This window comes from Dyella sp. 01L423 (assembly GCF_056399945.1).
In genome coordinates this window covers 1374962-1398870 of the sequence record NZ_JBFTSI010000001.1, presented here as the reverse complement: position 1 = coordinate 1398870, position 23909 = coordinate 1374962, and the positions used below count along the sequence as shown (strand labels likewise).

Genomic DNA, 23909 nt, shown 5'->3' with positions numbered 1-23909 from the left:
CGCTCAGTTCTTGATCGGCTGGGTCTGGATCACCGGCAGGTCGCCGATCACGTCGGCGCCCGGCGGCGGCACGAAGTTGAAGGTCTCCGGCGGGATCGGCACGTTGCGCTGCCAACCCGAGAAACGAATATCCGTGACGGCGCCCAGCTGGTCGCGAAAAATCATGCGCGCCAGGCCATTCGCATCGAAACCCAGGTCGGCGTAGTCGAACTGCGGATCCTTGGCTTTGGAGGTGAGGCGCAGCCAGCTCAGGCCGTCGTGGTCGCCCTGCTCGACGGCATTGAAGTCCTTGTCCATCTGCTTGACGTCGGTGAGCACGGTCAGCGGACTATGCGACTCCTCGGAGCTTTGCACGCGCACGGTGACCTGCTCGAGGTCCGGGTCGTACAGCCATACCCGGCTGCCGTCGGCGACGATGGTCTGCTTGGACGGGGCCAGCGTCTCCCAGCGGAACTGGCGCGGCGCCTGCAGCGCGAGCGTGCCATTGCTGGCCTTGCCGCTGTTGCCGTTGGCGTCTTTCAGCGTCTGCGAGAACTTGCCGGTGAGCGAGTGCAGGTCGCCGGCGAAGGCGTCGAGCCTGGCGCGGGCGGGACCGGCGGCCATGGCGAGGCTGCTGATGGAGAGCGCGATGGCGGCGGTGGCGACGAGAAGCAGGCGTTTCATGGGTGCCTTGTGGGTGATGCTGGAATGCGGATTGTGGGCGGGACCGGCTTAATGGAGGCGCTCAAGTCCTCCTCATCGTCATTCCTGCGAAAGCAGGAATCCAGTGCCTTGCTTGCTGCGTGACGGCCTAAAGTCACTCGATCCCTGCTTGACCAGCCTTCGGCTGTTGAAGATCGCCTCGCAGGGATGACGAGCTTAAAAACCCGCCTCTTGAAGATCAGTTCTTCGGCGGCGGAGGCGCCAGCACTTCGCGGTTGCCATTGTGCTGGGGCGCACTCACCACGCCATCCTGCTCCATCTGCTCGATCAGGCGGGCGGCGCGGTTGTAGCCGATGCGCAGGTGACGCTGCACGCCGGAGATCGACGCGCGGCGCGTCTCGGTGACGATGCGCACGGCGCGATCATAGAGCTGCGCCTCGGCATCGCCGCCGCCTTCTTCGCCCTCTTGCGGCAGGCCGGAGTCGTTGATGAACTTGCCGTCGGAGGTGGCCTGCACCTCTTCCAGCACGCCTTCGATGTATTGCGGCGCGCCCTGCGAACGGAGCCAGTTCACCACGCCATGCACTTCATGATCGTCCACGAAGGCGCCGTGCACGCGCTCGGGCGTGGCAGTGCCCGGCGGCAGGTGCAGCATGTCGCCGTGGCCGAGCAGCGCTTCAGCGCCGGACTGATCAAGAATCGTGCGCGAGTCGATCTTGCTCGACACCTGGAAGGCGATACGCGTGGGGATATTGGCCTTGATCAGGCCGGTGATCACATCCACCGACGGCCGCTGCGTGGCCAGCACCAGGTGCACGCCGGCAGCACGTGCCTTCTGGGCGAGGCGCGCGATCAGCTCTTCGACCTTCTTGCCGACGATCATCATCATGTCGGCGAACTCGTCGATGATGATCACGATGTACGGCAGCGGCTCCAGCGGCTCGGCCGCGAGATTGGGCATCTCCGGATTCGGGCGGAACAGCGGATCGAGCAGCGGCTGGCCGGCGTTCTCGGCGTCCTTCACCTTCTTGTTGAAGCCGGCGAGATTGCGCACGCCCACCGCTGCCATCAGCTTGTAGCGGCGCTCCATCTCGGCCACGCACCAGCGCAGCGCGTTGGCGGCTTCCTTCATGTCGGTCACGACCGGCGCCAGCAGATGTGGGATGCCTTCGTAGACCGAAAGCTCCAGCATCTTCGGGTCGATCATGATCATGCGCACGTCCTTGGCGCTGGCCTTGTACAGCAGGCTCAACACCATGGCGTTCACGGCCACCGACTTGCCCGAGCCCGTTGTACCGGCCACCAGCAGATGCGGCATCTTGGCCAGGTCAGCCACCACCGGGCGGCCGCCGATGTCCTTGCCCAGCGCCAGCGCCAGCGGCGACTTCATCGCATCGTATTTGTCCGAACGCAGGATCTCGGAGAGATAGACGATCTGTTTCTTCGCGTTGGGAATCTCCAGGCCGATGACGTTCTTGCCCGGGATCACGTCGACCACGCGCACGCTGACCACCGAGAGGCCGCGCGCGATGTCCTTGTCCAGGCTCGATACCTGCGAACCGCGCACGCCGGCGGCGGGCTCCAGTTCGAAGCGCGTGATGACCGGGCCGGGATACACGCCCACCACCTTGGCCTCAATGCGGAAATCCTTGAGCTTCAGCTCAAGCTGGCGCGACAGCACTTCAAGCGTTTCTTCCGAATAACCCGGGCCCTGCTCCGGCGCTTCGTCCAGCAGCGACAGCGGCGGCAGTTCGCCCGGAGCGGAGGCGCCAGTGAACAGCGGAATCTGCGTTTCCAGTTTGGCGCGCTCGCTTTTCACCACGGGCGCGGGGGCGGTTTCGATGCGCACCGGCTCGCGCTTGGCCTGCTTCACGGCCTCGGTCTTCTTGACCACCTCGCGCTCGGCGCGCGCCTGGCGGGCGGCCAATACTTCGGGCGCCTCGCGCAGCTTGCCGCCGAACCACCCGGCGAGCTTCAGCACGCCCTGACCGGTGAGGTCGGCCACCTTGAACCACGACAGGCCGGTGGCCAGCGTCACGGCGATCAGGAACATGGCCAGCAGCAGCAGCGGCGCACCCTTGTCGCCCAGCGCCTGCAGCAGGCCGCGACCCACCCACATGCCGATGATGCCGCCCACGCCCTGCGGCAGGATCGGCTCATCGTTGAAATTGAGATAGAGCAGCGCCGGCGCGGTAATGAAGAAAAACACCGAACCAATCAGCCGCAGCGACGGCTCCCACGGCTGCACGGTGCGCTCGCCGCGATGGCGCAACACCTGCACGCCCAGAAAGAGCAGCAGCAAGGGGAAGAAGTAGGAGACCAGCCCGAAGATGTAGCGCAGCACGTTGGCGATATTCGCGCCGATCTCGCCACCGAAGTTGCGCGCGTGTTCGGCCGTGCCCGCATGACCCCAGCTGGGGTCCTGGTCGTTGTAGCTGAACAGGCAGACCAATAGGTACAGCGCCAGCGGCAACAGCAGCAGCGCCCCGGCCTCGCGCAGACGGCGCTTCAGTTCTTCACTGAGGCCTTCGCGCTCTTTCTTGTCTTTCTTGACGTTCGCGGTACGCGGCACCGTGATCCTTATCCTGTTTGTGAGTCCGGCCGCCAACAAGGCGGCCGGACGGTGTCACATCCGCCGAAGCGGCAGGCAAGACCTTAGATCATGCCCTTGAGCGCCGGATGAACCAGCTCGCCGCCGTCGACGTTGATGCCCCCGCGCAGCGGTTCGAACTGGCGCCATTCGTTGCCGGCGGCCAGACGCTGCACATACGGCAGGATAGCGGCAGAAATCGCCACCGACGAGGTCTGCGGCACGGCACCCGGCATATTCGTGACGCAGAAGTGGGTTACACCGTGCACGTCATAGGTCGGTTCCTTCCAGGTGGTCGGACGCGAGGTCTCGAAGCAGCCGCCCTGGTCGATGGAAATGTCCACCAGCACACTGCCCTTCTCCATGGTCTTGACCATGTCTTCGGTGACCACGCGCGGCGCCTTGGCGCTGGGGATCAGCACGGCGCCGACCACCAGGTCGGCGGTGGCGACTTCTTCGGCCACCGACGACTCATAGGCGTACAGCGCAGTGACGTTCGGGCCCATGGCCATCATCTCGGCCAGGCGATCCTGGCGCTTGTCGAACACCACCACGTTGGCGCCGGCAGCGGCGGCCAGCGCAGCGGCGTTGCCACCGGCAGCGCCGGCGCCCAGCACCACGACCTTGCCACGCGGGGTGGAGGCCATGCCGCCCAGCAGCTTGCCCTTGCCGCCCTGCGGACGATGCAGCAGCGTCGTGCCGATCTGGGTGGCGATGCGGCCGGCGATCACCGACATCGGCAGCAGCAGCGGCAGGCCGCCGTTTTCTTCCACCGACTCGAACGCCACGCCGGTCAGGCCGATGTCGAGCAGGCTCTTGGTCAGCGCCGGCTCGGCAGCCAGGTGCAGGTAGCAGAACAGCAGGTGATGCTTCTTGAGCAGGGCGAGATCGCCGGCGACCGGCTCCTTCACCTTCACGATCAGCTCGCCAGCCTCGTACAGGGCAGCGGCGTCGGCGGCGATCTTCACGCCGACCTTGGCATAGGCCTCGTCGGAGAAGCCGCTCTTCTCGCCCGCGCCGGCCTGGATGAACACCTCGTGGCCACGGCGGACCAGATCGGCAGCAGCGGCGGGAATGAGGGCAACACGACCTTCGAGGGTCTTGGTTTCGGAGGGAATACCAATACGCATGGGGAGTGGATCCTGTGGGGATAGCTAGGTGGCAACGACGCCAGGCCGCACCCGGCCCGGCAAACCTCAAGGCCGGCGGTGCTTGAATCGTCCCGGCGTCTTCCCCATCCTTCCGGGTTCAGACGCCGCGCCTCCGATCGTGCCTTGCCGGTGGGTAGGAAACCGCCGCAGGTGATGGAGCGAATGAATGATGCAAGTCGCCAGCAAACCCGAAGGATTATAACCAAGATGGGCAGGCCGTTTTCACATTCCCGCAACGCCGCGCAAGCAGACCACCTTTGCGCAGTTGCAGCAAAGTCAACGAGATACAGCCCATCCCGCTGAAAACCAGCTAACAGCCCCCATATAGGGCCGATCGCCGGATGACCATGCGCTCAAGCATGGTTCCTCCCCTCCACCATCCATGAACATCGCCGCCGAGCAAGGCGGACAGAAGGAACGCATGAACGCACCCACCAAGCACAGCCGCCTGCTGATCCTGGGCAGCGGTCCCGCCGGTTACACCGCCGCCGTCTACGCTGCCCGCGCCAACCTCAAGCCGATGATGATCACCGGCCTGCAGCAGGGCGGCCAGCTGATGACCACCACCGAGGTGGACAACTGGCCGGGCGACGACAAGGGCGTGCAGGGTCCGGAACTGATGCAGCGCATGGCGCAGCATGCCGAGCGTTTCGAGACGCAGATGGTGTTCGACCACATCCACAGCGTGGACCTCAAGCAGCGCCCGTTCCGCCTGAAGGGCGACTCGGGCGAGTACACCTGCGACGCGCTGATCATCACCACCGGCGCCACCGCCAAGTATCTGGGCATCGCCAGCGAAGAGCACTACAAGGGTCGCGGCGTATCCGCCTGCGCCACCTGTGACGGCTTCTTCTTCCGCGAACAGGAAGTGGCCGTGATCGGCGGCGGCAACACCGCCGTGGAAGAGGCGCTGTACCTGTCCAACATCTGCAGCAAGGTCTATCTCGTGCACCGCCGCGACAAGCTGCGCGCCGAGAAGATCATGCAGGACAAGCTGTTCGAGAAGGCCGCGGCCGGCAAGATCGAGCTGATCTGGAACCATACCGTCGACGAAGTGCTGGGCGACAACTCCGGCGTCAACGGCGTGCGCGTGAAGGACATCAACACCGGCGAGACTCGCGAGATCCCGGTGAACGGCTTCTTCGTTGCCATCGGCCACCAGCCCAACACCGGCATCTTCGACGGCCAGCTCGACATGCACGATGGCTACATCAAGATCCGCAGCGGCCTGGGCGGCATGGCCACGATGACCTCGGTGCAGGGTGTGTTTGCTGCGGGTGACGTGGCCGACCATGTGTATCGCCAGGCGGTGACGTCGGCGGGCTTCGGCTGCATGGCGGCGCTTGATGCGGAGCGTTGGCTGGATCAGCAGGGTCCGGCGAGCTAACTTTTTTGACCGTCATTCCGGCGTAGGCCGGAATCCAGTAGCGACTGTGTTCGGTTATCGCGACAACCTGTCACACGGAAACTGGATTCCGGCCTGCGCCGGAATGACGAGATGGAAGACTGAGGTAACGTCAGGATGACGCAGTCTCTGCAGTAGCCTTTGGAGCTCCGTGATCGAAGCCCGCTTCCACGACAGCATCGAACGCATCCCGGCCGAGGCCTGGGATGCGCTTCGGCCCGACGACAATCCGTTCGTCTCGCACGCCTTTCTCGCCCTGCTGGAACGCACTGGCTGCATCCGTCCCGACTGGGGCTGGCAGGCGCATCACCTCGGCTTGTACGAAGACGGCACCCTCGTTGCCGCGGCACCGCTGTATCTGAAGGGCAACTCACACGGCGAGTTTGTGTTCGACTGGAGCTGGGCCAGCGCCTGGGAACGCGCGGGCGGCGACTACTACCCCAAGCTGCTCAACGCCGTGCCCTACTCGCCCGTGCCCGGGCCGCGACTGCTGGCCGGCAACGACGCACGTACCGCGGAGCGCCAGCAGGCATTGACCGCTGCCATGCGCACATTCGCCGAACGCATGAATCTCTCGTCCGTGCATGCCAACTTTCTGCGCGATGACGAACTGGCTGCGTTCGACACGCCATGGCTGGTCCGTTCCGACGTGCAATTCCATTGGCACAACCATGCCTATGCGGACTTCGCCCAGTTCCTTGCCGCGCTCAATCACAAGAAGCGGAAGAACATCCGACAGGAGCGCACGCACGTGGCCCGCAGCGGCCTGGGCATCGAGATGCGCAGCGGCGGCACGCTAAGCGTCCAGGAGTGGCGGCATATCCACGCGCTTTACGAGTCCACCTTCGACGCCAAGGGCAACCACGCCGCGCTGACGCAATCGATGTTCCTGGGCCTGCGCGAGACGCTGGGCGATGCGGTGCAACTTGCGCTGGCGCGCCATGACGAGCGCATCGTGGCGATGGCGCTGTTCCTGCAAAGCAGCGACACGCTGTATGGCCGCTACTGGGGCGCGGAGGTCGAGGTGCCGGGGCTGCATTTCGAGCTCTGCTACTACCAGGGCATCGAGCACGCGATCCGTCATGGCTTGCAGCGCTTCGAGCCTGGCGCGCAAGGCGAGCACAAACTCGCCCGCGGCTTCCTGCCGGTGCGCACGCAATCGCGTCACTATCTGGTGAACAAGAGTTTTCGCGATGCGGTGTGCCAGGCGCTGCAACACGAGGCCGAAGGCATGGACGACTATGCGCAGGAGCTGATGACGCACAGCCCCTATGCACATCTCCCGGACGCCTGATTTACTAGCCGATGGAGATGCCGATCACCTTGCCGTCGGCATCCAGCCTCACACCGAACGGGAGCCTGTTGCCGGGGCCGAAATCGATTCTGTAGTCGCTCCAGGTACCGTCCTTGTCTTGACGCTGCCCTTTGAAGATGAAGGACGACGGCGCTCCGAACGGTGCCAGCTGCTTGGCCATGCGACCTGACAGACCGGCGGCCAGCTTCGCCTTGAGCTTGTCGCCGAACGCCGAAGTGTCTTTGTCGCCCTGCTGCAGTTGGCTGAACGCCGTGCGTACCGCGGCTGTCGTTCCCGCGTTTTCACCGGGCGCAGGCTTTCGCGCTGCGGCTGCAATGTCCGGAAACAGCGTCTCGAACGTAGCCGTGACCAGCATCTGGCCCGGCTCCGGATTGTCGCCGTTATTGGTGAAGGCGATGACCTGCACACCCTGCTTCGGGAAATACTGGCTGGACGTGGTGAAGCCGAACGAACCGCCGGTATGACCGATGCGCGGCTGCTCATCGAGCGTATCTATGAACAGGCCGAGGCCGTAGTCCGTGCTGCCCGGCGCCGGCGTCGCCATCAGTGCGTAATCGGCAGGACTCACGACCTTTCCGCTGCGCAACGCCACATTCCAGCGCTCCAGCTCATCGACCGTGGAAACCAGATTGCCTGCTGCCCAACCGACCGTGGCATGGATGGTGGGGGCCAACTCGAGCTTTCCGCCGGTGTGCCGATAGCCCTTGGCCATGCCCTGCAGCTGCGCTTCGTCGGCGACGTTATACGTGTGGGGCATGCCAGCTGCCGCCAGCAGATGGGTCTTCACATAGTGCTCGTACGATTCCTGCGAAGCGACCTCGATCACCCGCCCCAGCAACGCGTAACCGCTATTGGAATAAGACCAGCGGCTGCCCGGCGGAAAATCCAGTGGCTTGTCTTTGATGCGCGCCATGATCTGATCGAACGTCGCTGGCTTGACGGCCCACTGCTCAACGTCGGGCCCATCCAGATATTCCGGCACGCCGCTGGTATGGGAGAGCAGCTGCTTGAGCGTCACTTCCTTGGCGTGCGGCGCATCCGGCAGATAGGTCGCCAGCGGGGCATTGATGTCGAGCTTGCCCGCTTCCTGCAGCTGGAGAATGGCCGCGGCCGTGAACTGCTTGGTGATCGAGCCGATTTCGTAAGTGGTCGACACGGTCGCGGGCGTTTTGCGCTCGCGGTCACTCAGGCCATAGGCGTGGCGGTAGACGGCTACGCCGTCCCGGTAGACCGCAATGGTGGCCCCTGGCGTGCCCGTGCGTTGCAGCACCGCCTGAACATGGCTGTCGATCTGTGTCGACACGGCGTGATCGAGCACCGCCGGCGATGCCATCGCCGCGGGTGCGAGACAGACCATCCACCAGAAAAATCGACAACGCATGCCCAATCCCTGGAGTTGTGAAAGTGAGGCATGCTAACCGCAAGCTCATGCCGGTAGCATGTACCGCAGATCCCGCATCGCCCCGACCCGCGCCCCATGATTCGATTGCCCCTGCTCGACGCGACCAGGCCTGAACACTTTCCTGATCCGCGCAAGGCATTGAACGATCCGAACGGCCTGCTGGCCTTCGGCGGCGACCTGTCGCCCCGGCGACTGCTGGCCGCTTACGCGCAGGGCATCTTCCCGTGGTTCAACGAGGACGAGCCGCTGCTGTGGTGGTCGCCCGATCCACGCTGCGTGTTTCATACCAGCACGCTATTGCCCAACCGCACGCTTCGTCGCCGGCTGGCGCAGGTGGATTGGCGGGTCACCGTGGATCACGCGTTTCGCGATGTGGTGGAAGCCTGCGCCGCGCCGCGCCCAGGCCAGAGCGGCACATGGATCGTGACGCCCATGATCGACGCGTATGTGCGGCTGCACGAGATGGGTCACGCACACAGCGTGGAAGTGTGGGAACACGACCGCCTGGTGGGCGGCGTCTACGGTATCGCCGTGGGCCGGCTGTTTTGCGGCGAATCCATGTTCAGCCGCGAAAGCGGCGGTTCGCGCGTGGCGCTGATCGCGCTTGCAAAACTGCTGCGGGGCTGGGACTACCCGTGGATCGACGCCCAGGTGACCAATAGCCACCTGATGCAGCTGGGCGCGGTGGAATACCCCCGCGCCCAATTCCTGCGCACCGTGGCCCAGTTGTCGCATCTGCCGGGACAACCCGGCAGCTGGGCCCCATTCACCGCCCTGGCACAGTTGACCGATCAGGCCGCCGCGGGCTGACGCGACTGCGCCGCGCGGTACGAATCGAGGATGTTTTCACGCACTGGCGGCTCGCCCGTGGCCAACACCTGCAGCCACTCGTCCGTGCTCAACACGGCGGCAAATCGCGACTGCAGTACCACGCTGAATACGCGGTGGATTTCCTCGGCGCTCGCCTGGCCGGCGCGATTGGCATAGGACACCGCACCCGACGCGTCGTGGACGAATTCCACGTTCATGCCGCGGTCGAACGCATGCTTGATGGTGGTGTCGTTGCAATTGTGCGTCATGTAACCAACCACCGTCAGCGTGTCGATGGCGTGCTGCTCCAGCCATGCGCCAAGGCCGGTGTCGCTGAAGGCGCTCGGCAGCGGCTTGCGAAACAGCGCATCGCGGTGGCGGCGCTGGATCTCAGGATGCAATTGCCAGCCGTCGCTGCCGTTGGCGAACGCCGGCGCATCGGCCGGTGAATCCTGCTGGATCACGATCACCGGGACACCGGCTGTGGTGGCGGCATCCATGATGCGTGCGATGCGCGGCAGCGACTGGGACGACGGCGGATATTCGATCTGCAGGCTGCCCGTGAAGTATTCGTTCTGCACATCGATCACGATGAGGGCACGGCGCGGATGATCGGACATGGCACAGCTCCTAGAGTTGGGATGTGTGGATGGTGCGTCGACCGGCACTTGCCAGCGAGTGGCCCGAAGGACAACTATCGATGATATCGGGCCAACAGGCTAATCAGGTCATGCGCACCATCCGTGTCGCCGTCGTCGCCTTTGAGGGGATCCTCCCCTTCCATCTTTCCGTGCCATGCGCGGTGTTCCAGTCGCCCACGCCGGAAGGCGCGTCGCCGTTCCGCCTGCGCGTGTGTTCGGCCGAAGGAGAGCAGATCTCGAGCGCTGCAGGTTTCACCATCGGCACGCCTTACGGCCTGGATGAGCTGGCTCGCTCGGACATCATCATCGTGCCGTCCTGGCGCGATCCGGACGAAATCCCTCCCGCCGCGCTGCTGCAACAGCTGCGCAAGGCGGTTGCGCGCGGCAATCGCGTGGTTGGCTTGTGCATGGGCGCCTATGTGCTGGCGCATGCCGGTCTGCTCGCCGGCCGCCGCGCCACCACGCACTGGGCCTGGGCGGAGCCGATGATGGAACAGTTTCCGGACATCCAGGTCGACGCCGACGTCCTGTACGTCGACGAAGGCAATATCGTCACATCCGCAGGCGCGGCGGCCGGGATCGACTGCTGCCTGCATCTGGTTCGCCAGTTGTTGGGCGCCGAAGTCGCCAATCGCATTGCGCGTCGCATGGTGGTGCCGCCGGTACGGCGCGGCGGTCAAGCGCAATTCATCGAAAAACCGGTGCCCGAGGCGCCGGCCGACCGCCGCATGGCGCGCCTGCTGGAACACGTTCAACGGCATCTGCATGAGGCGCACGATCTCGATGCCATCGCCGCCAAGGCCGCCATGAGCCGGCGCACGTTCACCCGCCACTTCCGCCAAATGACCGGCGGCAGCTTCGGCGACTGGCTGTTGTCGCAACGCCTGGCGGAAGCGCAACGCCTGCTGGAGACCACGCGACGCCCGCTGGAACGCATCGCCGCGGATATCGGCCTGGGCTCGCCCGTCACCCTGCGGCAGCAATTCCAGCGCGCCTATCGCGTATCACCGGCCAACTATCGTCGCGCCTTCAGCGCGCCGCGCGAGTAAAGCGCCTTGGTCAACTGATCACCGAAAAAGATGCGGCACGAAGCAGCTGGTGTTGCGCGTAATGGCGTCCACGTCTTCGCGCATGCCCATGCCCACGGCGCGATCGCCAACCACCCACGAGCCCACCAGCGCGTGCCGCCCGTCAAACACCGGCAGCGGCGCGAATGCCTGATAGATGCAGGGCTCGCTGGTCGGGCCACCGGCATCGTCCCGGCCCAGCACGACCACGCCGGCGCCTTCCCTGCCCCAGTACGGCTTGCGCACCACGGCGCCTTCGACATCCGCACGGCGACGGCTGGCGGGCAGCAGATTCGGATGACGGGGAAAGTATTCCCACAGCAACGGCAGGATCGCCTTGTTCGACAGCACCATCTTCCAGGCGGGCTCGAACCAGCGCAGGCGGGTCTGCGGCAAGTGTTCGGCGAACGGCTCGGCCAGCATCCATTCCCATGGGTAGAGCTTGAACAGCCGTTCGATCGGGGCGTTGTCCAGATCGATGAAATCCTTGCCAGACCAGCCGATCTGCTCAATGTCCAAGGCAGTCGTGCGATGACCGGCCTGCATGCAGGTATCGATCAAATAGTCGCAAGTCAGCGCATCTTCGGCGCTGTCGTAACACGCGGCGAAGTGCACCTGCGAAGCCTTGGGCAGCGTGCCCCAACGCGCCACCAGCGCTTCATGGATGGAGTTGAACTGGTCGGCAGCGCTGGCGACATCCTCCAGCCAGTACCACTGGGCCACCGATGCCTCGAACAGTGCGGTCGGGGTATCGGCGTTGTATTCCAGCAGGCGCGGCGGCGAGCTGCCGTCATAGGACAGGTCCATGCGCCCGTACAGCGCCGGCTCGCGATCCCACCAGCTGCGTTCGATCAGCGCCGCGGCGCGATCGCCCAGGCCCAGGTCCGCATAGCGCCCCGTTCGCACCACGCGGTCGACAGCCTCAAGGCATAGCGCGTGCAGCTCGTTGGTGGCGGCCTCGATCTCGTCGACTTCGTCGGCCTCGAAGGCGTAATGCACATCCTCACGCCAGTACGGCTGCCCGTCGATCGTGTGAAAGGTGAAGCCCAGCGACTCCAGTCGCTGCTGCCAATCGCTGCGCGGTGCACCGGTTTCGCGTCGCATCGATCAGCTCGCCCGCGCTGAAACGCGCCCCGACGAGCCAAAGCCACCGCGCGAGCCGAGCTCCACGCTGGAGGGCGCGCTGAAGGACGCGACGCTGGCCGATGAACTGCGCATCCGCCCCGGTCCCGGATCCTGTGAGCCACCCGCACCGCCGCTGCGATACCACGGGCCGTAGTAGTGCAAGCCGCCCGAGCCGCTGACCGATGTATCCATCTCGCACTGTCCGGTGGAATAGTCGTGCACGCAGTCTTCGTAGCTGCCATATCGATTGCGCTGCACATCCTGGCCATGCCCCAGCACGGACAAACCGACCAGGGTCGCGCCGCCAAGCGCGATCAACGGCACCGCCATCGAGCGCTTCTGGTTACGCGCAGGCAGGGGACGAAACGTCGCATCGGGACGTTGCGGCGGCTTCACGCCCACACGAAGTCCACGCAAAGGATCGTTCTTGTCGAAGTCGCTCATGGCCGGTCACCAGGTCATCGCAGCGGCGTTGACCAGGCCGACGGCGATGGCAACGACGGCCGCAAAGATGGCGACGGCGCGGTTGTCTTCCTCGATCTGCGTGGCGAGGTTGCGGATAAGCAGATGGATCGCCTGATGGGCCAGCCATTGGACGATCAGCGCCACCAGTCCCCATAGCGCGAGATCGACCAGGTTCACGCTGTGCGCCATGGCGCTGGCCAAGGGCAGCACGAAACCGATCAGGGCACCGCCGAGACTGATCGCCGCGGCCTGGTTGCCGTGTCGGATCAGCGCGATCTCGCGCTGCGGCGTCAGCCAGATATGGACGGTGCAGAACACCACGAGAAAAAGCACACCCAAACCAAAATACGCTGCGAACGCGGGCAGCGTCGAAAGATCCGGCAACATAACTTCCCCTGTCCAGCCCATCCCGGGCGTCCTTGTCAGTGTAGCGTGGCCATCATGGCCGTCGCGCCCTGCCTCAGTCCAGTTGCAACTGCTCCAGGCCGATCGCTTTCAGCTCATCGTAGTGATCAAGGAATAGCCCCACAATGCCGGGATCGAGTTGCCCGCCAGCCGCGTTGCGCAGGTAGTCGATCACTTCCGGCTCTGGCCACGCCGGCTTGTATACGCGCGGAAAACTCAGGGCGTCCCACACGTCGACCACGCTGAAGATGCGCGCGGCCAGCGGAATGTCTTCACCGCGCAAGCCACGCGGGTAGCCGGTGCCATCCCAGCGCTCGTGATGCGCATAGGGGATGTCGATGGCTGGCCGCAGGAAGGCGGTGCGCATCAGCAGGTCCCGGCCCAGCACCGTATGCGTGCGCATCAAGGTTATTTCTTCCGGGGTCAGCGGACCGGGCTTGATCAGCACGGCATCGGGCAGCGCGAGTTTGCCGATGTCGTGCAGCAAGGCGCCGAAGCGCACATGCCGAAGCGCGTCGCCTTCGAGCCCGACGCGACGGGCCAGCGCGACGGTCATGCGCATGACCCGCTCGGAGTGATCGCGCGTCTCCTTGTGACGCACGTCCATCGCCGACACCAAGGCGCGCAGCGACTGCTCGTTGCCGCTGAACAGCTGATGGTTGAGGCGATCCATGCGGCGCACAGTTCGTCCGATCAGCCAATACAGCAGCGCCCCCGTGACCAGCACATACAGGCACCCCTTGATGGTGTGCAGCAGGCTCAGGGTGCGCTCGTCGAAGTTGAGCGAAAACAGCAGGCGGTCCGAAAAGAGCACCCACAACAAGGCCACCGAGACATAGATGGCAACGATGCGAACTTGCGGTTTGACCGTCACTGCCGCTCCTGCACGAGTCGCTACCGCACCGCCGGCGCGCGCTCCACCGGCCCGAGCATACCGTCCAGGTGTCTGCCGAGTTGTCGCACGGCGCACACTACTCAGGCATCCTCGGGCTCGATCAGCACGTCGACGAACTGGCCGGCGACCAGGCCGACCAGGGCCGCATAGGATTCTTCCAGCTGCAGCCAGAAGGTTCCCGAGCGCTCGACCACGGCACCACGGAAATCGCGTCCATTGACGCTGCCGCGCACGCGGTGACCGTGGCCGCATTTCCATAGCGGCCTGGCTGGCGTCGACCATTGGCTGACCGGATCAAACGGCAGCGGCACCAGCCACGGCCGCTGGTGATCATTCTGTACGGTGGCGCGAAACGCTACGGCGCGATGCCTGTTCATCCCCGTCCCCCTGACGTGCCCCTGCCAAGAAGATAGCGGACGCGGGCCGTCCGGTGTGAGGGTGAATCGGTTCTTTGAGGCCAAGCAGGGTCAAACCGGCCGCCTCCAGGGTCGAAACCCAGCTGCCCAGGGTGCGGAAATACCAGGGCGCCGGCTGCTCGAAGCCGTCGCCGCAGCCCGCCCAGGAGCCTTCGCGCCAGCCGTCGGCATAAGGCCCCACCTCGGCCATCAACGGATGCAGGGTCTGGATCAGCAGCACGCCGCCCGGCTCCAGCAGCGCGGGCACGGCGGCCAGCAGCGCGTCGACGGAGGCGCCGCCCAGCAGGGAAAAATTGCAGACGACCACATCCGCGCGCTCGGTCAGCGCACCCGCGGCCACCTCGTCATAGGAGATCACGCGGAAGTCGCCGCCGCCCTGCTCCCGCGCCGCTGCCACCAGCGAAGGAATCGCATCGAGGCCCAATACCTGCACGCCTTCGCGGGCCAGCGCCCGCGCCAGCCAGCCTTCGCCGCAGCCGAGGTCGATGACCGTGCGCGGCGAACGTGACAATACGGTTTCCACGATGGCCTGGTCGGTGACCAGCTTGCGGCTGGCAATGCGCCCCTCGCGGACGGCACGCTCCCACGCCTGCGCGTTGGCGTGCCATGCATCGAGTATCAGCGCCTCGCTCGTGCCGGCCGCCATGGATGGCTCAGCCGGCGCGGCTGGCGTATTTGCTGGCGACGTAGTTGTCGAGGATGCCGATGAACTCGCTGGCGATATGCTCGCCGCGCAAGGTCATGGCCTTCTGGCCGTCGATGAAGACCGGCGCCGACGGCGCCTCGCCATTGCCCGGCAGCGAAATGCCGATATTGGCGTGCTTGGATTCGCCCGGACCATTCACCACGCAGCCCATCACGGCCAGCGTGAGGTTTTCCACGCCGTCGTACTTCACGCGCCACAGCGGCATCTGTTCGCGCACGTGATCCTGCACCGTGCGCGCAAGCACCTGGAAGAACTCGCTGGTGGTGCGGCCGCAACCCGGGCATGCAGTAACCAGCGGCGTGAACGCGCGCAGGCCCATGGTCTGCAACAGCTCCTGGGCTACGATGACCTCGCCCGTGCGCGAGGCGCCGGGTTCGGGCGTGAGCGAAATGCGGATGGTGTCGCCAATCCCTTCCTGCAACAGCACCGACAGCGCCGCCGCCGAGGCGGTGATGCCCTTGGAGCCCATGCCCGCCTCGGTGAGACCCAGGTGCAAGGCGTAGTCGCAGCGTTCGGCGATATCGCGATAGACCGCAATCAACTCCTGTACGCCAGACACTTTGCACGAGAGGATGATGCGATCACGCGCCAGGCCGATGTCCTCGGCGCGCTTGGCCGAGTCCAGCGCCGAGCGGATCAACGCTTCGCGCGCCACGTGCGAGGCATCCCAGGGCTGGGCGCGCTGGTGGTTTTCGTCCATCAGCATGGCCACCATGCTCTGGTCGAGCGAGCCCCAGTTGGCGCCGATGCGCACGGGCTTCTCGTAGCGCAGCGCCATCTCGATGATGGAGGCGAACTGGCTGTCTTTCTTCTTGCCGAAACCGACGTTGCCCGGATTGATGCGGTACTTGGCCAGTGCCTCGGCGCAGGCCGGCTCCGCTTCAAGCAACTGATGACCGTTGTAGTGGAAGTCGCCGATGATCGGCACGTCCACGCCCATCATGGCCAGCTTGTCGCGGATGCGCGGCACGGCTGCGGCAGCCGCCGGCGTATTCACCGTGATGCGCACCAGCTCCGAACCGGCGCGCGCCAGCTCGGCGATCTGCTTGGCAGTGCTGGCCGGGTCTTCCGTATCGGTATTGGTCATCGACTGCACCACGATGGGTGCACCGCCGCCCACCGTGATCTTGCCGATCTTGACGCCGACGCTGGGGCGGCGCGAGGCGGACTGGGCGTGACGCGGGGTAGAAGTCGAGTCGCTCATAAGCAGGTCATGGTTCTGGGGCGGCAACACGCAAAGGATACCCGAACGGCCGGATGCTCCCTAGCAAGCGTCACACAGGCGCATGCGATGCGGCAAAACCGCACATTGGAACCACTCTTACGGCTTGAGCGAGGATCATGAAGTCCTGCCCCACGCACGACAAAGGAGTGCCCTCCCATGCTTCAGACTCATCGTCAGGACGGCGCCCAGCGCATGGCTCCTTCACCTTCTTGCGCCGGCTGCGGCCACGCCGCCGTCTGCCAGGCCAGCGGTTATGACCGGCCCGAACTGTCAGGATTGCGTCATATAGCTGAACGTATCGGGCCACTGCGCACTGGCGAATACCTCTATCGCCCGATGTCGCCGTTCCGCGCGCTTTACGCCGTGCAGACCGGCATGGCCAAAACCGTGGCAGTGGACGTGGCCGGCCGCGAACAGGTACTGGCCTTCCACCTCCCAGGTGAGATGATCGGTCTCGACGCGATGGAGCGCAAAGTGCACGACAACGCCGTGGTGGCGTTGGGCAAGACGCAGTTCTGCCGCTTCCCCTACCCCGCCGTCCGCCATATGGCGAGCCTGCAGCCCGAAGTGCCGTGGCATCTGGTGCAGTCCGCGAGCCAGCGCATTTCGCGCCTGCAGTTGAGCAGCGGCAACTACATGGCGGAGGAGCGCTTTGCCGCGTTCCTGGTCGACCTGCGCGACCGCCGCGTGATGCTCGGCCTGCCGGCGGACTATCTGCCGCTACCGATGTCGCGCGCGGATATCGGCAACCACCTGCGCCTGACCACCGAAACGGTCAGCCGTCTGCTGGGCCGCTTGCGCGAGCGCGGATGCGTTCGTGCCGATCGCCAGGGCCTGCACCTGCTCAACCTGCCGGCCTTGCGCGAACAGGGCTTGTCGCTGCTGATGCATTGAGCTGAAAACTCAGGCCGTCCTGCGCAGGGCGGCCTTGAGCAAGCGCTGCTGCAAGCGATCGCCGAGACTGCCCGGACGAGCCAGCCCCATGCGATCCAGTGCTTCGTCCTCGCCACCTACCGGCGCTCCCGGCGCCATGGCCGCGCGAAGCACTTCTGCCTTGCCACGCCAGGTGCTGCCGCGTAGCTTCAGCCACTGCAGTGCTGGCAGCAGGCGCTGCTCGATCTCGGTGAAATCGCTGCCGAAAGGAAACAGCGGCAGCAGGTTTTTCGCCTGCCACGGTGCCAGCGCATCTTTCAAGACATCGGGCCGGTTGTCGCGCCAACGCTCGGGCACCTGGAAATCCGCCGCGAGCTTGCCGTGCGATTTCGCCTCCGCACACAAGGCGTCGATGAAGCGCGCATCGGTGATGGAAAGCATGGCCTCGATGCACTCGCTGTCCGTCTTGCCGCGCAGATCGGCGATGCCGTACTCGGTGACGAACAAGTCGCGCAAATGGCGCGGAATGGTGGTGTGTCCGTAGTTCCAGCGGATATTGGTCTCGACGCCGCCACGCCCTTGCCGGGTGGAACGCAGCAGCAGGATGGAGCGACCATCGGCCAGTTCATGCGCCATCGCCACGAAGTTGTATTGCCCACCGACGCCACTGACCACTTCACCGTCTTCCAGGCCGTCGGATACGGCCGAGCCAAGCAAGGTCGCCATCATGCAGGTGTTGAAGAAACGTGCGCCGCGCCGCTGCAACGAGGCAAGCATCTGGTGGTCGCCGTACAGTTGATTGACGTTGGAGACGCGGCACATGTCGAGCGCATCCGGATCGGTCGCATCGAGTTCGGCCAGCCAGCGATAGAGCTCACGCGTGCCGAGGAAAAAGGCGCCACGCAGATAATGGCCACCCGGCGTTTCCGGTGAAAGCCGGCCGCAGGCGGCGGCACGCTCCATCGCCATATTGTCCCAGGCGCGACGCTTGAGGATGCCGGCGCGCTGCAGGTGCATGAAGCCATCCATCACCATTTCACTGGCGCCGTACAAGCCGGCGCGCAGGGGCGCGAGGCCACCCATGCGTGCCGCCAGGGCGTGCGTGCCGCCGCGCGGATCGAGCGCCACCAAAGCCCGTCGCCACTGCGTGTTGTCTTCCTGCCGCCAGCGCAGGCCATAGACCAGTGCATCGGACAAGGCGCCAATGCCGATCTGCAGGCAGCCGCCGTCGCGCACGAGCGCACTGGCGTGGATGCCCAGCGCGTATTCGACCAGATCGATCGGTTGACGCGGCACGGCAAACAAGGGCGGCGCCGTCGCAGTGTGCAGTTCGACATCGAAGTAATCGCGCTGCACTTCCGCATGGCCGGTGATATACGGCAGATCCGGATGCACCACGGCCACGCACAAGGGTCGCGGCTTGCCCGACTGCACCACGCGATCGATGAAGTCGAAGGTCAGATCCGGATTGCAGGAAAGGCTGTAGCGCACGCCCTCGGGCGTTTCGCGCCGAGCTACCAGCTGCACGAGCAGATTGATGTCCTGCACGGCCAGATCGCGCGCCACGTGCGTGTAGTTCTGACTGATGTAATTACGCTGCGCGCCACCTGCATGCAGCAGCGCACCCGACTGCATGTAGAACTCGTGCACGGCAACGTTGGACGGCAACTGGTTGCGTGCCTGGTCGACCGCGTATTCGGGGTCCACGGCGTCGGCGCCGAAATGGCGCTCCGCGAACGGTCCCACAAATCGCGCCTCCAGCCCGGGCGCCGGGCGCGGACGCGTCAGCGACAAAGCCGTATAGAGGGCCAGCGAACGCGACGTATCCGCCTTGGTCAAGCGGTAAAGCGCGTTCAGAAGCTCATGCGGCTTGCCCAGCCCCAGCGGCGCGGCGACACGCAGATCCGGACCGATCCGCTCAGCGATCTGCTGCGCACACGCCTCGGTGTCGGTATGGCATTGCTCAGGCGACATGGAGCGAACATGACAGAGAGTTCATGGGAGCGACATGACCGGATGATGAAACGTATTGGTCGCATGGCCCAAGTGAATGCGGCTTGAAGAAGCCACGCCGACATGCCCTACTGACGCCATGAACCGGCCCACCGCATCCACCCACGCTCGTCTGCTGGCCGAACAGGCCTTGAGCCGAGCCGCTGGCGCCCCCCTGATGGGCGGCAACCATGCCCGGTTGCTGATCGATGCCGCCGCGCACTACGAAGCCTGGCTGGCTGCCATTCGCGGCGCCAAGCAGCGCGTGCTGCTTGAGAACTACATCATTCGCGATGACGCCGTCGGTCGCGAGTTTCTCGAGGCGCTGGTGGCGTGTGCGCAGCGCGGCGTGTTCGTTGCCGTGGTCTATGACTGGCTGGGCTGCAAGGGCCAGTCGCGTGATCGCTTTTGGGCGCCTTTGCGCGCGGCCGGCGGACAAGTGCGCGCATTCAACCCGCCGCAGCTGGGCAGGCCGTTCGGCTGGGTGAGCCGCGATCATCGCAAGCTGCTCGTGGTCGATGGGCAGCACGGTTTTCTATCCGGCGTATGCATCAGCGAAAAATGGCTGGGCGATCCGTCGCAACAGGTGGCGCCCTGGCGCGATACCGGCGTTGCCTTGCGCGGCCCGGTCGTGGCCGAACTAGAGAACGCCTTCGTCGAAAGCTGGGCCAGCATCGGCACGCCGTTGGGACCTTTCACGGTTGCGCCAGCCGCTGGCGAGGCCGGCTCGGTGGCCCTGCGCTTGATCGCCACCCAACCGCAAACCGCCGGCATGTACCGCCTCGACCAGCTGATTGCCGCGATGGCGCGCGAGCGGCTATGGCTGACGGACGCCTATTTCGTCGGCATCGCCCCTTATGTGCAGGCGTTGGCCGCGGCCGCTCGCGATGGCGTGGACGTGCGGCTGCTGGTGCCGGGCAGCAGCGATATCCCCGTGGTGGCGGGCATGTCGCGCTCGGGCTACCGGCCCTTGCTGAAGGCCGGCGTTCGCGTGTTCGAGTGGAATGGCTCGATGCTGCACGCCAAGACCGCCGTGGCCGATGGGCTGTGGTCGCGCGTGGGCTCATCCAACCTCAACGTGGCCAGTTGGTTGAGCAACCGCGAGATCGACGTGGCCTTCGAAGACACCGGCTTTGCCGAACAACTGGCGGCGCAGTACGAGCGCGATCTGGAGAACGCGACCGAGATCGTGCTGGCGCCCAGCCGCTGGCGGCGCCAGGCGGAGCATGTGCAAAGCCATACCCGCCCCGCGCAGCGCCCGCGCCATGTCGGGGGCAGCTCAGGACGCGCAGCGGCCGGCGCGCTGCGCATCGCCAACACCGTGGGCGCCGCGCTGACCGATCGGCGGGTGCTGGGCGACACCGCGTCCGGGCCGCTGATCATCGGCACCCTGGTGCTTGCGGTCATCGCCGTGGTGGCTATCCTGTGGCCCGCTGTCATTGCCTGGCCGCTGGGCGTCGTGGCCGCGTGGTTCGCGCTCAACTTCGGCATCCGGGCCTGGCGCACGCGGCGCCGGCATAAGCAGCTAGCCGGCGAGCCCGATGATCAAGCATGAACTTAAGCGTAACCATATAGATAGGCGGCATGCCTGAGTCCCAGGCTGCACTTAGTGGCCCAAGCAGATGTAATCCCTGCATTCGCCAGCCGGAAACTCATGTTAGGCTCACCCCTTCATGCGCTCGCCAGACGACACCAGCAACGACCAGGCCGGTCCGCCGCGCCACATCCTCACGCCCAGCACGCTCAACCGGCTGGTGCGGGATCTGCTGGAAGATGCGCTGCCGCTGATCTGGATTGAGGGTGAGCTGTCCAACGTCGCCCGACCGGCGTCCGGACATATCTATTTCACGCTGAAGGACGCCGGCGCCCAGGTGCGCTGCGCCATGTTCCGGCCCAAGAGCACCTGGCTGAAATTCCGTCCCGCCGACGGCATGCATGTGCTGGTGCGGGCGCGGGTGGGCCTGTACGAGCCACGCGGCGAATTCCAGCTGGTGGCCGAACACATGGAGCCCGCCGGTGAAGGCGCCTTGCAGCGCGAATTCGAACAGCTCAAGGCGCGACTGGATGCCGAGGGCCTGTTCGACCAGGCGCGCAAGCGTGCCCTGCCCCGTTACTCGCGACGCATCGGCGTCATCACCTCGGCCACCGGTGCGGCCATCCGCGACGTGTTGAGCGTGATGTCGCGGCGCTGGCCGCTGGCCGAGGTCGACGTGCTGCCCGTGCCCGTGCAAGGTCGCGAAGCGCCGCCCGCCATCGTGCAGATGTTGCGCAAGGCATCGGGCAGCGGGCGTTACGACGTGCTGCTGCTGACGCGCGGCGGCGGATCGCTGGAAGATCTCTGGGCCTTCAACGACGAACAGGTGGCGCGGGCGATCTACGCCAGCGCCGTGCCGGTGGTGTCGGCGGTGGGTCACGAAATCGACTTCAGCATCGCGGATTTCGTGGCCGATCTGCGTGCACCCACGCCCTCGGCGGCAGCCGAACTGCTGGTGCCCGATGCGATCGCCCAGCGTCGTCATCTGCAACAACTGCAGCAGCGCCTGACCACACTCGAACAGCGTCGCCTGCAGGCACGCATCCAGCGCGTGGACCATCTGCTCGCCCGCCTGCAGGCCCAGCGTCCGCAGGCACGGCTTGCGCGCGACCGCGAACGATTGCTGCATCTGCATCGGCGCCTGCTCGGCGTACAGCGTGAACAATCGCAGCGACAGCGCACTGCGCTGGAGCGCACCCATGCGCGGTTGATCGCACAACATCCGCGGCTGCGCCTGATGCTGATCGAGCGTCGGCTCGGCGAACTGCGGCAGCGCTTGCTCAGCACGATCGAACGCAGGATCGAGCGCGACCGCCTCAACTTGCGACAGGCCGGTCGCGCCCTGCACACGATCAGCCCGCTCGCCACGCTGGAGCGTGGGTATTCGATTATTTTCGATGCAAACGGCGTGGTGGTGCGATCATCCAAAGGTATCGGCGAAGGCACGCCGCTGCGCGCACGATTGGCTGATGGCGAGTTGCCCGTGGTCGTGCGCAAGGACGATTCCACCAGCAAGCGCTAGCCGCGTCCCGGGCGCGTCGCCGCCTCACGCGACGTGAACGATCCCTGCCGCATGCTCAGCGCCTTCAGCACGAGGAGCGAGGCATGAAGGCGGCGCAACTGTTCGTGAAAGCACTGGAAGCCGAGGGCGTGCACAGCATCTTCGGTGTGCCGGGCGAAGAGAATCTCGACTTCGTCGAAGCACTGCGCGACTCCTCCATTCGCCTGATCGTGACCCGCCATGAGCAGGCCGCCGGATTCATGGCCGCCACCTGGGGACGACTCACCGGAGAAGCCGGCGTCGCCCTTTCCACCCTGGGGCCCGGCGCCACCAATCTGGTGACTGCCGCTGCCTACGCCCAACTCGGCGCCATGCCGATGATGATGATCACCGGCCAGAAGCCGATCCGCGAACACAAGCAGGGCTTGTTCCAGCTGGTCGACGTGGTCGACATGATGCAGCCGCTGACCAAGTACACGCGCCAGATCGTATCGGCCCAGACCATACCGGCCCGCATCCGCGAAGCCTTTCGCCGCGCCGAGGAAGAACGCCCCGGCGCGGTGCATCTGGAGCTGCCGGAAGACATTGCGCGCGACACCGTCGAAGACGCCGTCCTGCTGCCCACCGAATATGCGCGCCGCCCTGCACCCGACGATGCCGCACTGGTGCAGGCCGCCGAAGCGATCACCCGCGCGAGGCATCCCATCCTGATGATCGGCGCTGCCGCGAACCGGCAGCGCACGACCGTGGCGTTGCGCGACTTCATCGACAAGCTGGGCATCCCGTTCTTCACCACCCAGATGGGCAAGGGCGTGGTCGATGAGGATCACCCGCTCTGGCTCGGCAATGCGGCGCTCTCCGATGGCGACTTCGTCCATCGCGCCATCGACGCCGCCGACGTGATCATCAACGTTGGCCACGACGTGGTGGAAAAGCCGCCGTTCTTCATGCGCAAGGGGCGGCGCACCGTCATCCACATCAATTTCTCCAGCGCGGAAGTGGACGCGGTCTATTTCCCGCAGATCGAAGTGGTGGGCGATATCGCGCACACCATCGAACGCCTCACCGATGCGCTGCAGGCGCAGGAGCACTGGGACTTCAGTTATTTCGATCGCGTGCGCGACGCGTTCCACAAACAACTGGAAGACCACGCCTGCGACAACCGTTTCCCCATGCATCCGGTGCGCGTGGTCGACGACACGCGCCGCTTCATGCCCGACGATGGCGTGCTATGCCTGGACAACGGCATGTACAAGCTTTGGTACGCCCGCTATTACCGCGCCCGCCAACCCAACACCGTGCTGCTGGACAACGCGCTCGCCACCATGGGCGCCGGCCTGCCATCGGCGATGGCGGCCAAGATGGTCTATCCCGAGCGCAAGGTGCTCGCCATCTGCGGCGATGGCGGCTTCATGATGAATGCGCAGGAGCTGGAAACCTGCGTGCGCCTGAAGCAGGACCTGGTGATCCTGCTGCTGCGCGATGATGCTTACGGCATGATCCGCTGGAAGCAGGCCGAGATGGGCTACGCCGACTACGGCATGCAGTTTGGCAATCCGGATTTCGTCGCCTTCGCCGAAGCGCACGGCGCACGCGGCCACCGCCCCGGCAGCGCCGAGGAATTCCTGCCCACGCTGGAACGCGCCTTCAACGCCGGCGGTGTACACCTGATCGATCTGATGATCGACTATTCGGATAATCACCGCATTCTCAACGAAGAAATTCCCAAGCTCAGCGCCGCCGTCTGAG

General features: G+C 65.3%; 21 protein-coding genes. 8 read left to right on the top strand and 13 right to left on the bottom strand.

Annotated features, from left to right (window positions below; genetic code table 11):
* Nucleotides 1–3: 3 nt before the first annotated feature.
* The 3 genes from lolA to ald all read right to left on the bottom strand — a co-directional run bounded on the left by lolA (nt 4) and on the right by ald (nt 4362).
* Nucleotides 4–663, bottom strand: coding sequence for an outer membrane lipoprotein periplasmic chaperone LolA (gene lolA / locus AC1DMY_RS06385; protein WP_477164116.1), 660 nt, complete (start codon nt 661–663; stop codon nt 4–6).
* A gap of 217 nt (nt 664–880) precedes the next feature.
* Nucleotides 881–3214 (bottom strand): DNA translocase FtsK, encoded by a 2334-nt coding sequence (locus AC1DMY_RS06380; protein WP_477164115.1) that lies wholly within the window; start codon nt 3212–3214, stop codon nt 881–883.
* An 83-nt stretch (nt 3215–3297) separates the two neighbouring features.
* On the bottom strand, nt 3298–4362 hold the full coding sequence (ald, locus tag AC1DMY_RS06375; protein ID WP_477164114.1) for an alanine dehydrogenase: 1065 nt from the start codon (nt 4360–4362) through the stop codon (nt 3298–3300).
* A 442-nt stretch (nt 4363–4804) separates the two neighbouring features.
* Between ald and trxB the strand changes: the two genes are divergently transcribed.
* Entirely contained in the window at nt 4805–5770 is a 966-nt protein-coding gene (trxB, locus tag AC1DMY_RS06370) for a thioredoxin-disulfide reductase (RefSeq protein WP_121879748.1), read from the top strand.
* Between the two features lie 169 nt (nt 5771–5939).
* On the top strand, nt 5940–7082 hold the full coding sequence (locus tag AC1DMY_RS06365; RefSeq protein WP_477164113.1) for a GNAT family N-acetyltransferase: 1143 nt from the start codon (nt 5940–5942) through the stop codon (nt 7080–7082).
* 4 nt (nt 7083–7086) lie between these two features.
* On the opposite strand, the gene AC1DMY_RS06360 is transcribed toward AC1DMY_RS06365, so the two are convergent.
* Nucleotides 7087–8484 (bottom strand): serine hydrolase domain-containing protein, encoded by a 1398-nt coding sequence (locus AC1DMY_RS06360; protein WP_477164112.1) that lies wholly within the window; start codon nt 8482–8484, stop codon nt 7087–7089.
* Nucleotides 8485–8580: 96 nt separating this feature from the next.
* Here AC1DMY_RS06360 and aat point away from each other — a divergent pair, with 96 nt between their 5' ends.
* Nucleotides 8581–9315 (top strand): leucyl/phenylalanyl-tRNA--protein transferase, encoded by a 735-nt coding sequence (aat, locus tag AC1DMY_RS06355; RefSeq protein WP_477164111.1) that lies wholly within the window; start codon nt 8581–8583, stop codon nt 9313–9315.
* On the opposite strand, the gene AC1DMY_RS06350 is transcribed toward aat, so the two are convergent.
* Nucleotides 9297–9935, bottom strand: a complete 639-nt coding sequence (locus AC1DMY_RS06350; RefSeq protein ID WP_477164110.1) for a cysteine hydrolase family protein — start codon at nt 9933–9935, stop codon at nt 9297–9299. The genes aat and AC1DMY_RS06350 overlap by 19 nt on opposite strands.
* 110 nt (nt 9936–10045) lie before the next feature.
* On the opposite strand from AC1DMY_RS06350, the gene AC1DMY_RS06345 reads away from it, so the two are divergent.
* Nucleotides 10046–11005 carry a GlxA family transcriptional regulator gene (locus AC1DMY_RS06345; protein ID WP_477164109.1) on the top strand — a complete coding sequence of 320 codons (960 nt, stop codon included), beginning with the start codon at nt 10046–10048 and terminating at the stop codon, nt 11003–11005.
* Between the two features lie 18 nt (nt 11006–11023).
* On the opposite strand, the gene AC1DMY_RS06340 is transcribed toward AC1DMY_RS06345, so the two are convergent.
* From AC1DMY_RS06340 to ispG, 7 genes are all read right to left on the bottom strand, one after another.
* Nucleotides 11024–12127, bottom strand: a complete 1104-nt coding sequence (locus tag AC1DMY_RS06340) for a glutathionylspermidine synthase family protein (protein ID WP_477164108.1) — start codon at nt 12125–12127, stop codon at nt 11024–11026.
* 3 nt (nt 12128–12130) lie between these two features.
* Nucleotides 12131–12592, bottom strand: coding sequence for a hypothetical protein (locus AC1DMY_RS06335; protein ID WP_477164107.1), 462 nt, complete (start codon nt 12590–12592; stop codon nt 12131–12133).
* 6 nt (nt 12593–12598) lie between these two features.
* Nucleotides 12599–13000 carry a DUF350 domain-containing protein gene (locus AC1DMY_RS06330; protein ID WP_477164106.1) on the bottom strand — a complete coding sequence of 134 codons (402 nt, stop codon included), beginning with the start codon at nt 12998–13000 and terminating at the stop codon, nt 12599–12601.
* 73 nt (nt 13001–13073) lie between these two features.
* Nucleotides 13074–13892, bottom strand: a complete 819-nt coding sequence (locus AC1DMY_RS06325) for an HD-GYP domain-containing protein (RefSeq protein WP_477164105.1) — start codon at nt 13890–13892, stop codon at nt 13074–13076.
* A gap of 101 nt (nt 13893–13993) precedes the next feature.
* The gene (locus tag AC1DMY_RS06320; RefSeq protein ID WP_082121039.1) at nt 13994–14290 is read right to left on the bottom strand and encodes a DUF1905 domain-containing protein; all 297 of its coding nucleotides are present in this window, start codon (nt 14288–14290) and stop codon (nt 13994–13996) included.
* Nucleotides 14244–14975 (bottom strand): class I SAM-dependent methyltransferase, encoded by a 732-nt coding sequence (locus tag AC1DMY_RS06315; protein ID WP_477164104.1) that lies wholly within the window; start codon nt 14973–14975, stop codon nt 14244–14246. Before AC1DMY_RS06315 ends, AC1DMY_RS06320 begins: the two co-directional genes overlap by 47 nt.
* A 7-nt stretch (nt 14976–14982) precedes the next feature.
* Nucleotides 14983–16239, bottom strand: a complete 1257-nt coding sequence (gene ispG, locus AC1DMY_RS06310; protein WP_477164103.1) for a flavodoxin-dependent (E)-4-hydroxy-3-methylbut-2-enyl-diphosphate synthase — start codon at nt 16237–16239, stop codon at nt 14983–14985.
* 177 nt (nt 16240–16416) lie between these two features.
* Between ispG and AC1DMY_RS06305 the strand changes: the two genes are divergently transcribed.
* Complete coding sequence (locus tag AC1DMY_RS06305) at nt 16417–17154, top strand: Crp/Fnr family transcriptional regulator (protein ID WP_477164102.1); 738 nt, start codon at nt 16417–16419, stop codon at nt 17152–17154.
* A 9-nt stretch (nt 17155–17163) separates the two neighbouring features.
* Here AC1DMY_RS06305 and AC1DMY_RS06300 read toward each other — a convergent pair whose 3' ends face one another.
* On the bottom strand, nt 17164–19107 hold the full coding sequence (locus AC1DMY_RS06300; RefSeq protein WP_477164101.1) for an acetyl-CoA hydrolase/transferase C-terminal domain-containing protein: 1944 nt from the start codon (nt 19105–19107) through the stop codon (nt 17164–17166).
* A gap of 118 nt (nt 19108–19225) precedes the next feature.
* Here AC1DMY_RS06300 and AC1DMY_RS06295 point away from each other — a divergent pair, with 118 nt between their 5' ends.
* The 3 genes from AC1DMY_RS06295 to AC1DMY_RS06285 all read left to right on the top strand — a co-directional run bounded on the left by AC1DMY_RS06295 (nt 19226) and on the right by AC1DMY_RS06285 (nt 23908).
* The gene (locus AC1DMY_RS06295) at nt 19226–20680 is read left to right on the top strand and encodes a phospholipase D-like domain-containing protein (RefSeq protein ID WP_477164100.1); all 1455 of its coding nucleotides are present in this window, start codon (nt 19226–19228) and stop codon (nt 20678–20680) included.
* A 118-nt stretch (nt 20681–20798) separates the two neighbouring features.
* Nucleotides 20799–22181 carry an exodeoxyribonuclease VII large subunit gene (xseA, locus tag AC1DMY_RS06290; RefSeq protein WP_477164099.1) on the top strand — a complete coding sequence of 461 codons (1383 nt, stop codon included), beginning with the start codon at nt 20799–20801 and terminating at the stop codon, nt 22179–22181.
* An 83-nt stretch (nt 22182–22264) separates the two neighbouring features.
* Nucleotides 22265–23908: an acetolactate synthase large subunit gene (locus AC1DMY_RS06285; protein WP_477164098.1), complete on the top strand. Its 1644-nt coding sequence runs from the start codon at nt 22265–22267 to the stop codon at nt 23906–23908.
* Nucleotide 23909 lies beyond the last annotated feature (1 nt).

Bases quoted from the DNA above. Each gene is read 5' to 3' on its own strand.
- lolA (WP_477164116.1), bottom strand. From the start codon at position 663: ATGAAACGCCTGCTTCTCGTCGCCACCGCCGCCATCGCGCTCTCCATC.
- ald (WP_477164114.1), bottom strand. From the start codon at position 4,362: ATGCGTATTGGTATTCCCTCCGAAACCAAGACCCTCGAAGGTCGTGTT.
- trxB (WP_121879748.1), top strand. From the start codon at position 4,805: ATGAACGCACCCACCAAGCACAGCCGCCTGCTGATCCTGGGCAGCGGT.
- AC1DMY_RS06360 (WP_477164112.1), bottom strand. From the start codon at position 8,484: ATGCGTTGTCGATTTTTCTGGTGGATGGTCTGTCTCGCACCCGCGGCG.
- aat (WP_477164111.1), top strand. From the start codon at position 8,581: ATGATTCGATTGCCCCTGCTCGACGCGACCAGGCCTGAACACTTTCCT.
- AC1DMY_RS06350 (WP_477164110.1), bottom strand. From the start codon at position 9,935: ATGTCCGATCATCCGCGCCGTGCCCTCATCGTGATCGATGTGCAGAAC.
- AC1DMY_RS06345 (WP_477164109.1), top strand. From the start codon at position 10,046: ATGCGCACCATCCGTGTCGCCGTCGTCGCCTTTGAGGGGATCCTCCCC.
- AC1DMY_RS06340 (WP_477164108.1), bottom strand. From the start codon at position 12,127: ATGCGACGCGAAACCGGTGCACCGCGCAGCGATTGGCAGCAGCGACTG.
- AC1DMY_RS06335 (WP_477164107.1), bottom strand. From the start codon at position 12,592: ATGAGCGACTTCGACAAGAACGATCCTTTGCGTGGACTTCGTGTGGGC.
- AC1DMY_RS06330 (WP_477164106.1), bottom strand. From the start codon at position 13,000: ATGTTGCCGGATCTTTCGACGCTGCCCGCGTTCGCAGCGTATTTTGGT.
- AC1DMY_RS06320 (WP_082121039.1), bottom strand. From the start codon at position 14,290: ATGAACAGGCATCGCGCCGTAGCGTTTCGCGCCACCGTACAGAATGAT.
- AC1DMY_RS06315 (WP_477164104.1), bottom strand. From the start codon at position 14,975: ATGGCGGCCGGCACGAGCGAGGCGCTGATACTCGATGCATGGCACGCC.
- ispG (WP_477164103.1), bottom strand. From the start codon at position 16,239: ATGAGCGACTCGACTTCTACCCCGCGTCACGCCCAGTCCGCCTCGCGC.
- AC1DMY_RS06305 (WP_477164102.1), top strand. From the start codon at position 16,417: ATGCTTCAGACTCATCGTCAGGACGGCGCCCAGCGCATGGCTCCTTCA.
- AC1DMY_RS06300 (WP_477164101.1), bottom strand. From the start codon at position 19,107: ATGTCGCCTGAGCAATGCCATACCGACACCGAGGCGTGTGCGCAGCAG.
- AC1DMY_RS06295 (WP_477164100.1), top strand. From the start codon at position 19,226: ATGAACCGGCCCACCGCATCCACCCACGCTCGTCTGCTGGCCGAACAG.
- xseA (WP_477164099.1), top strand. From the start codon at position 20,799: ATGCGCTCGCCAGACGACACCAGCAACGACCAGGCCGGTCCGCCGCGC.
- AC1DMY_RS06285 (WP_477164098.1), top strand. From the start codon at position 22,265: ATGAAGGCGGCGCAACTGTTCGTGAAAGCACTGGAAGCCGAGGGCGTG.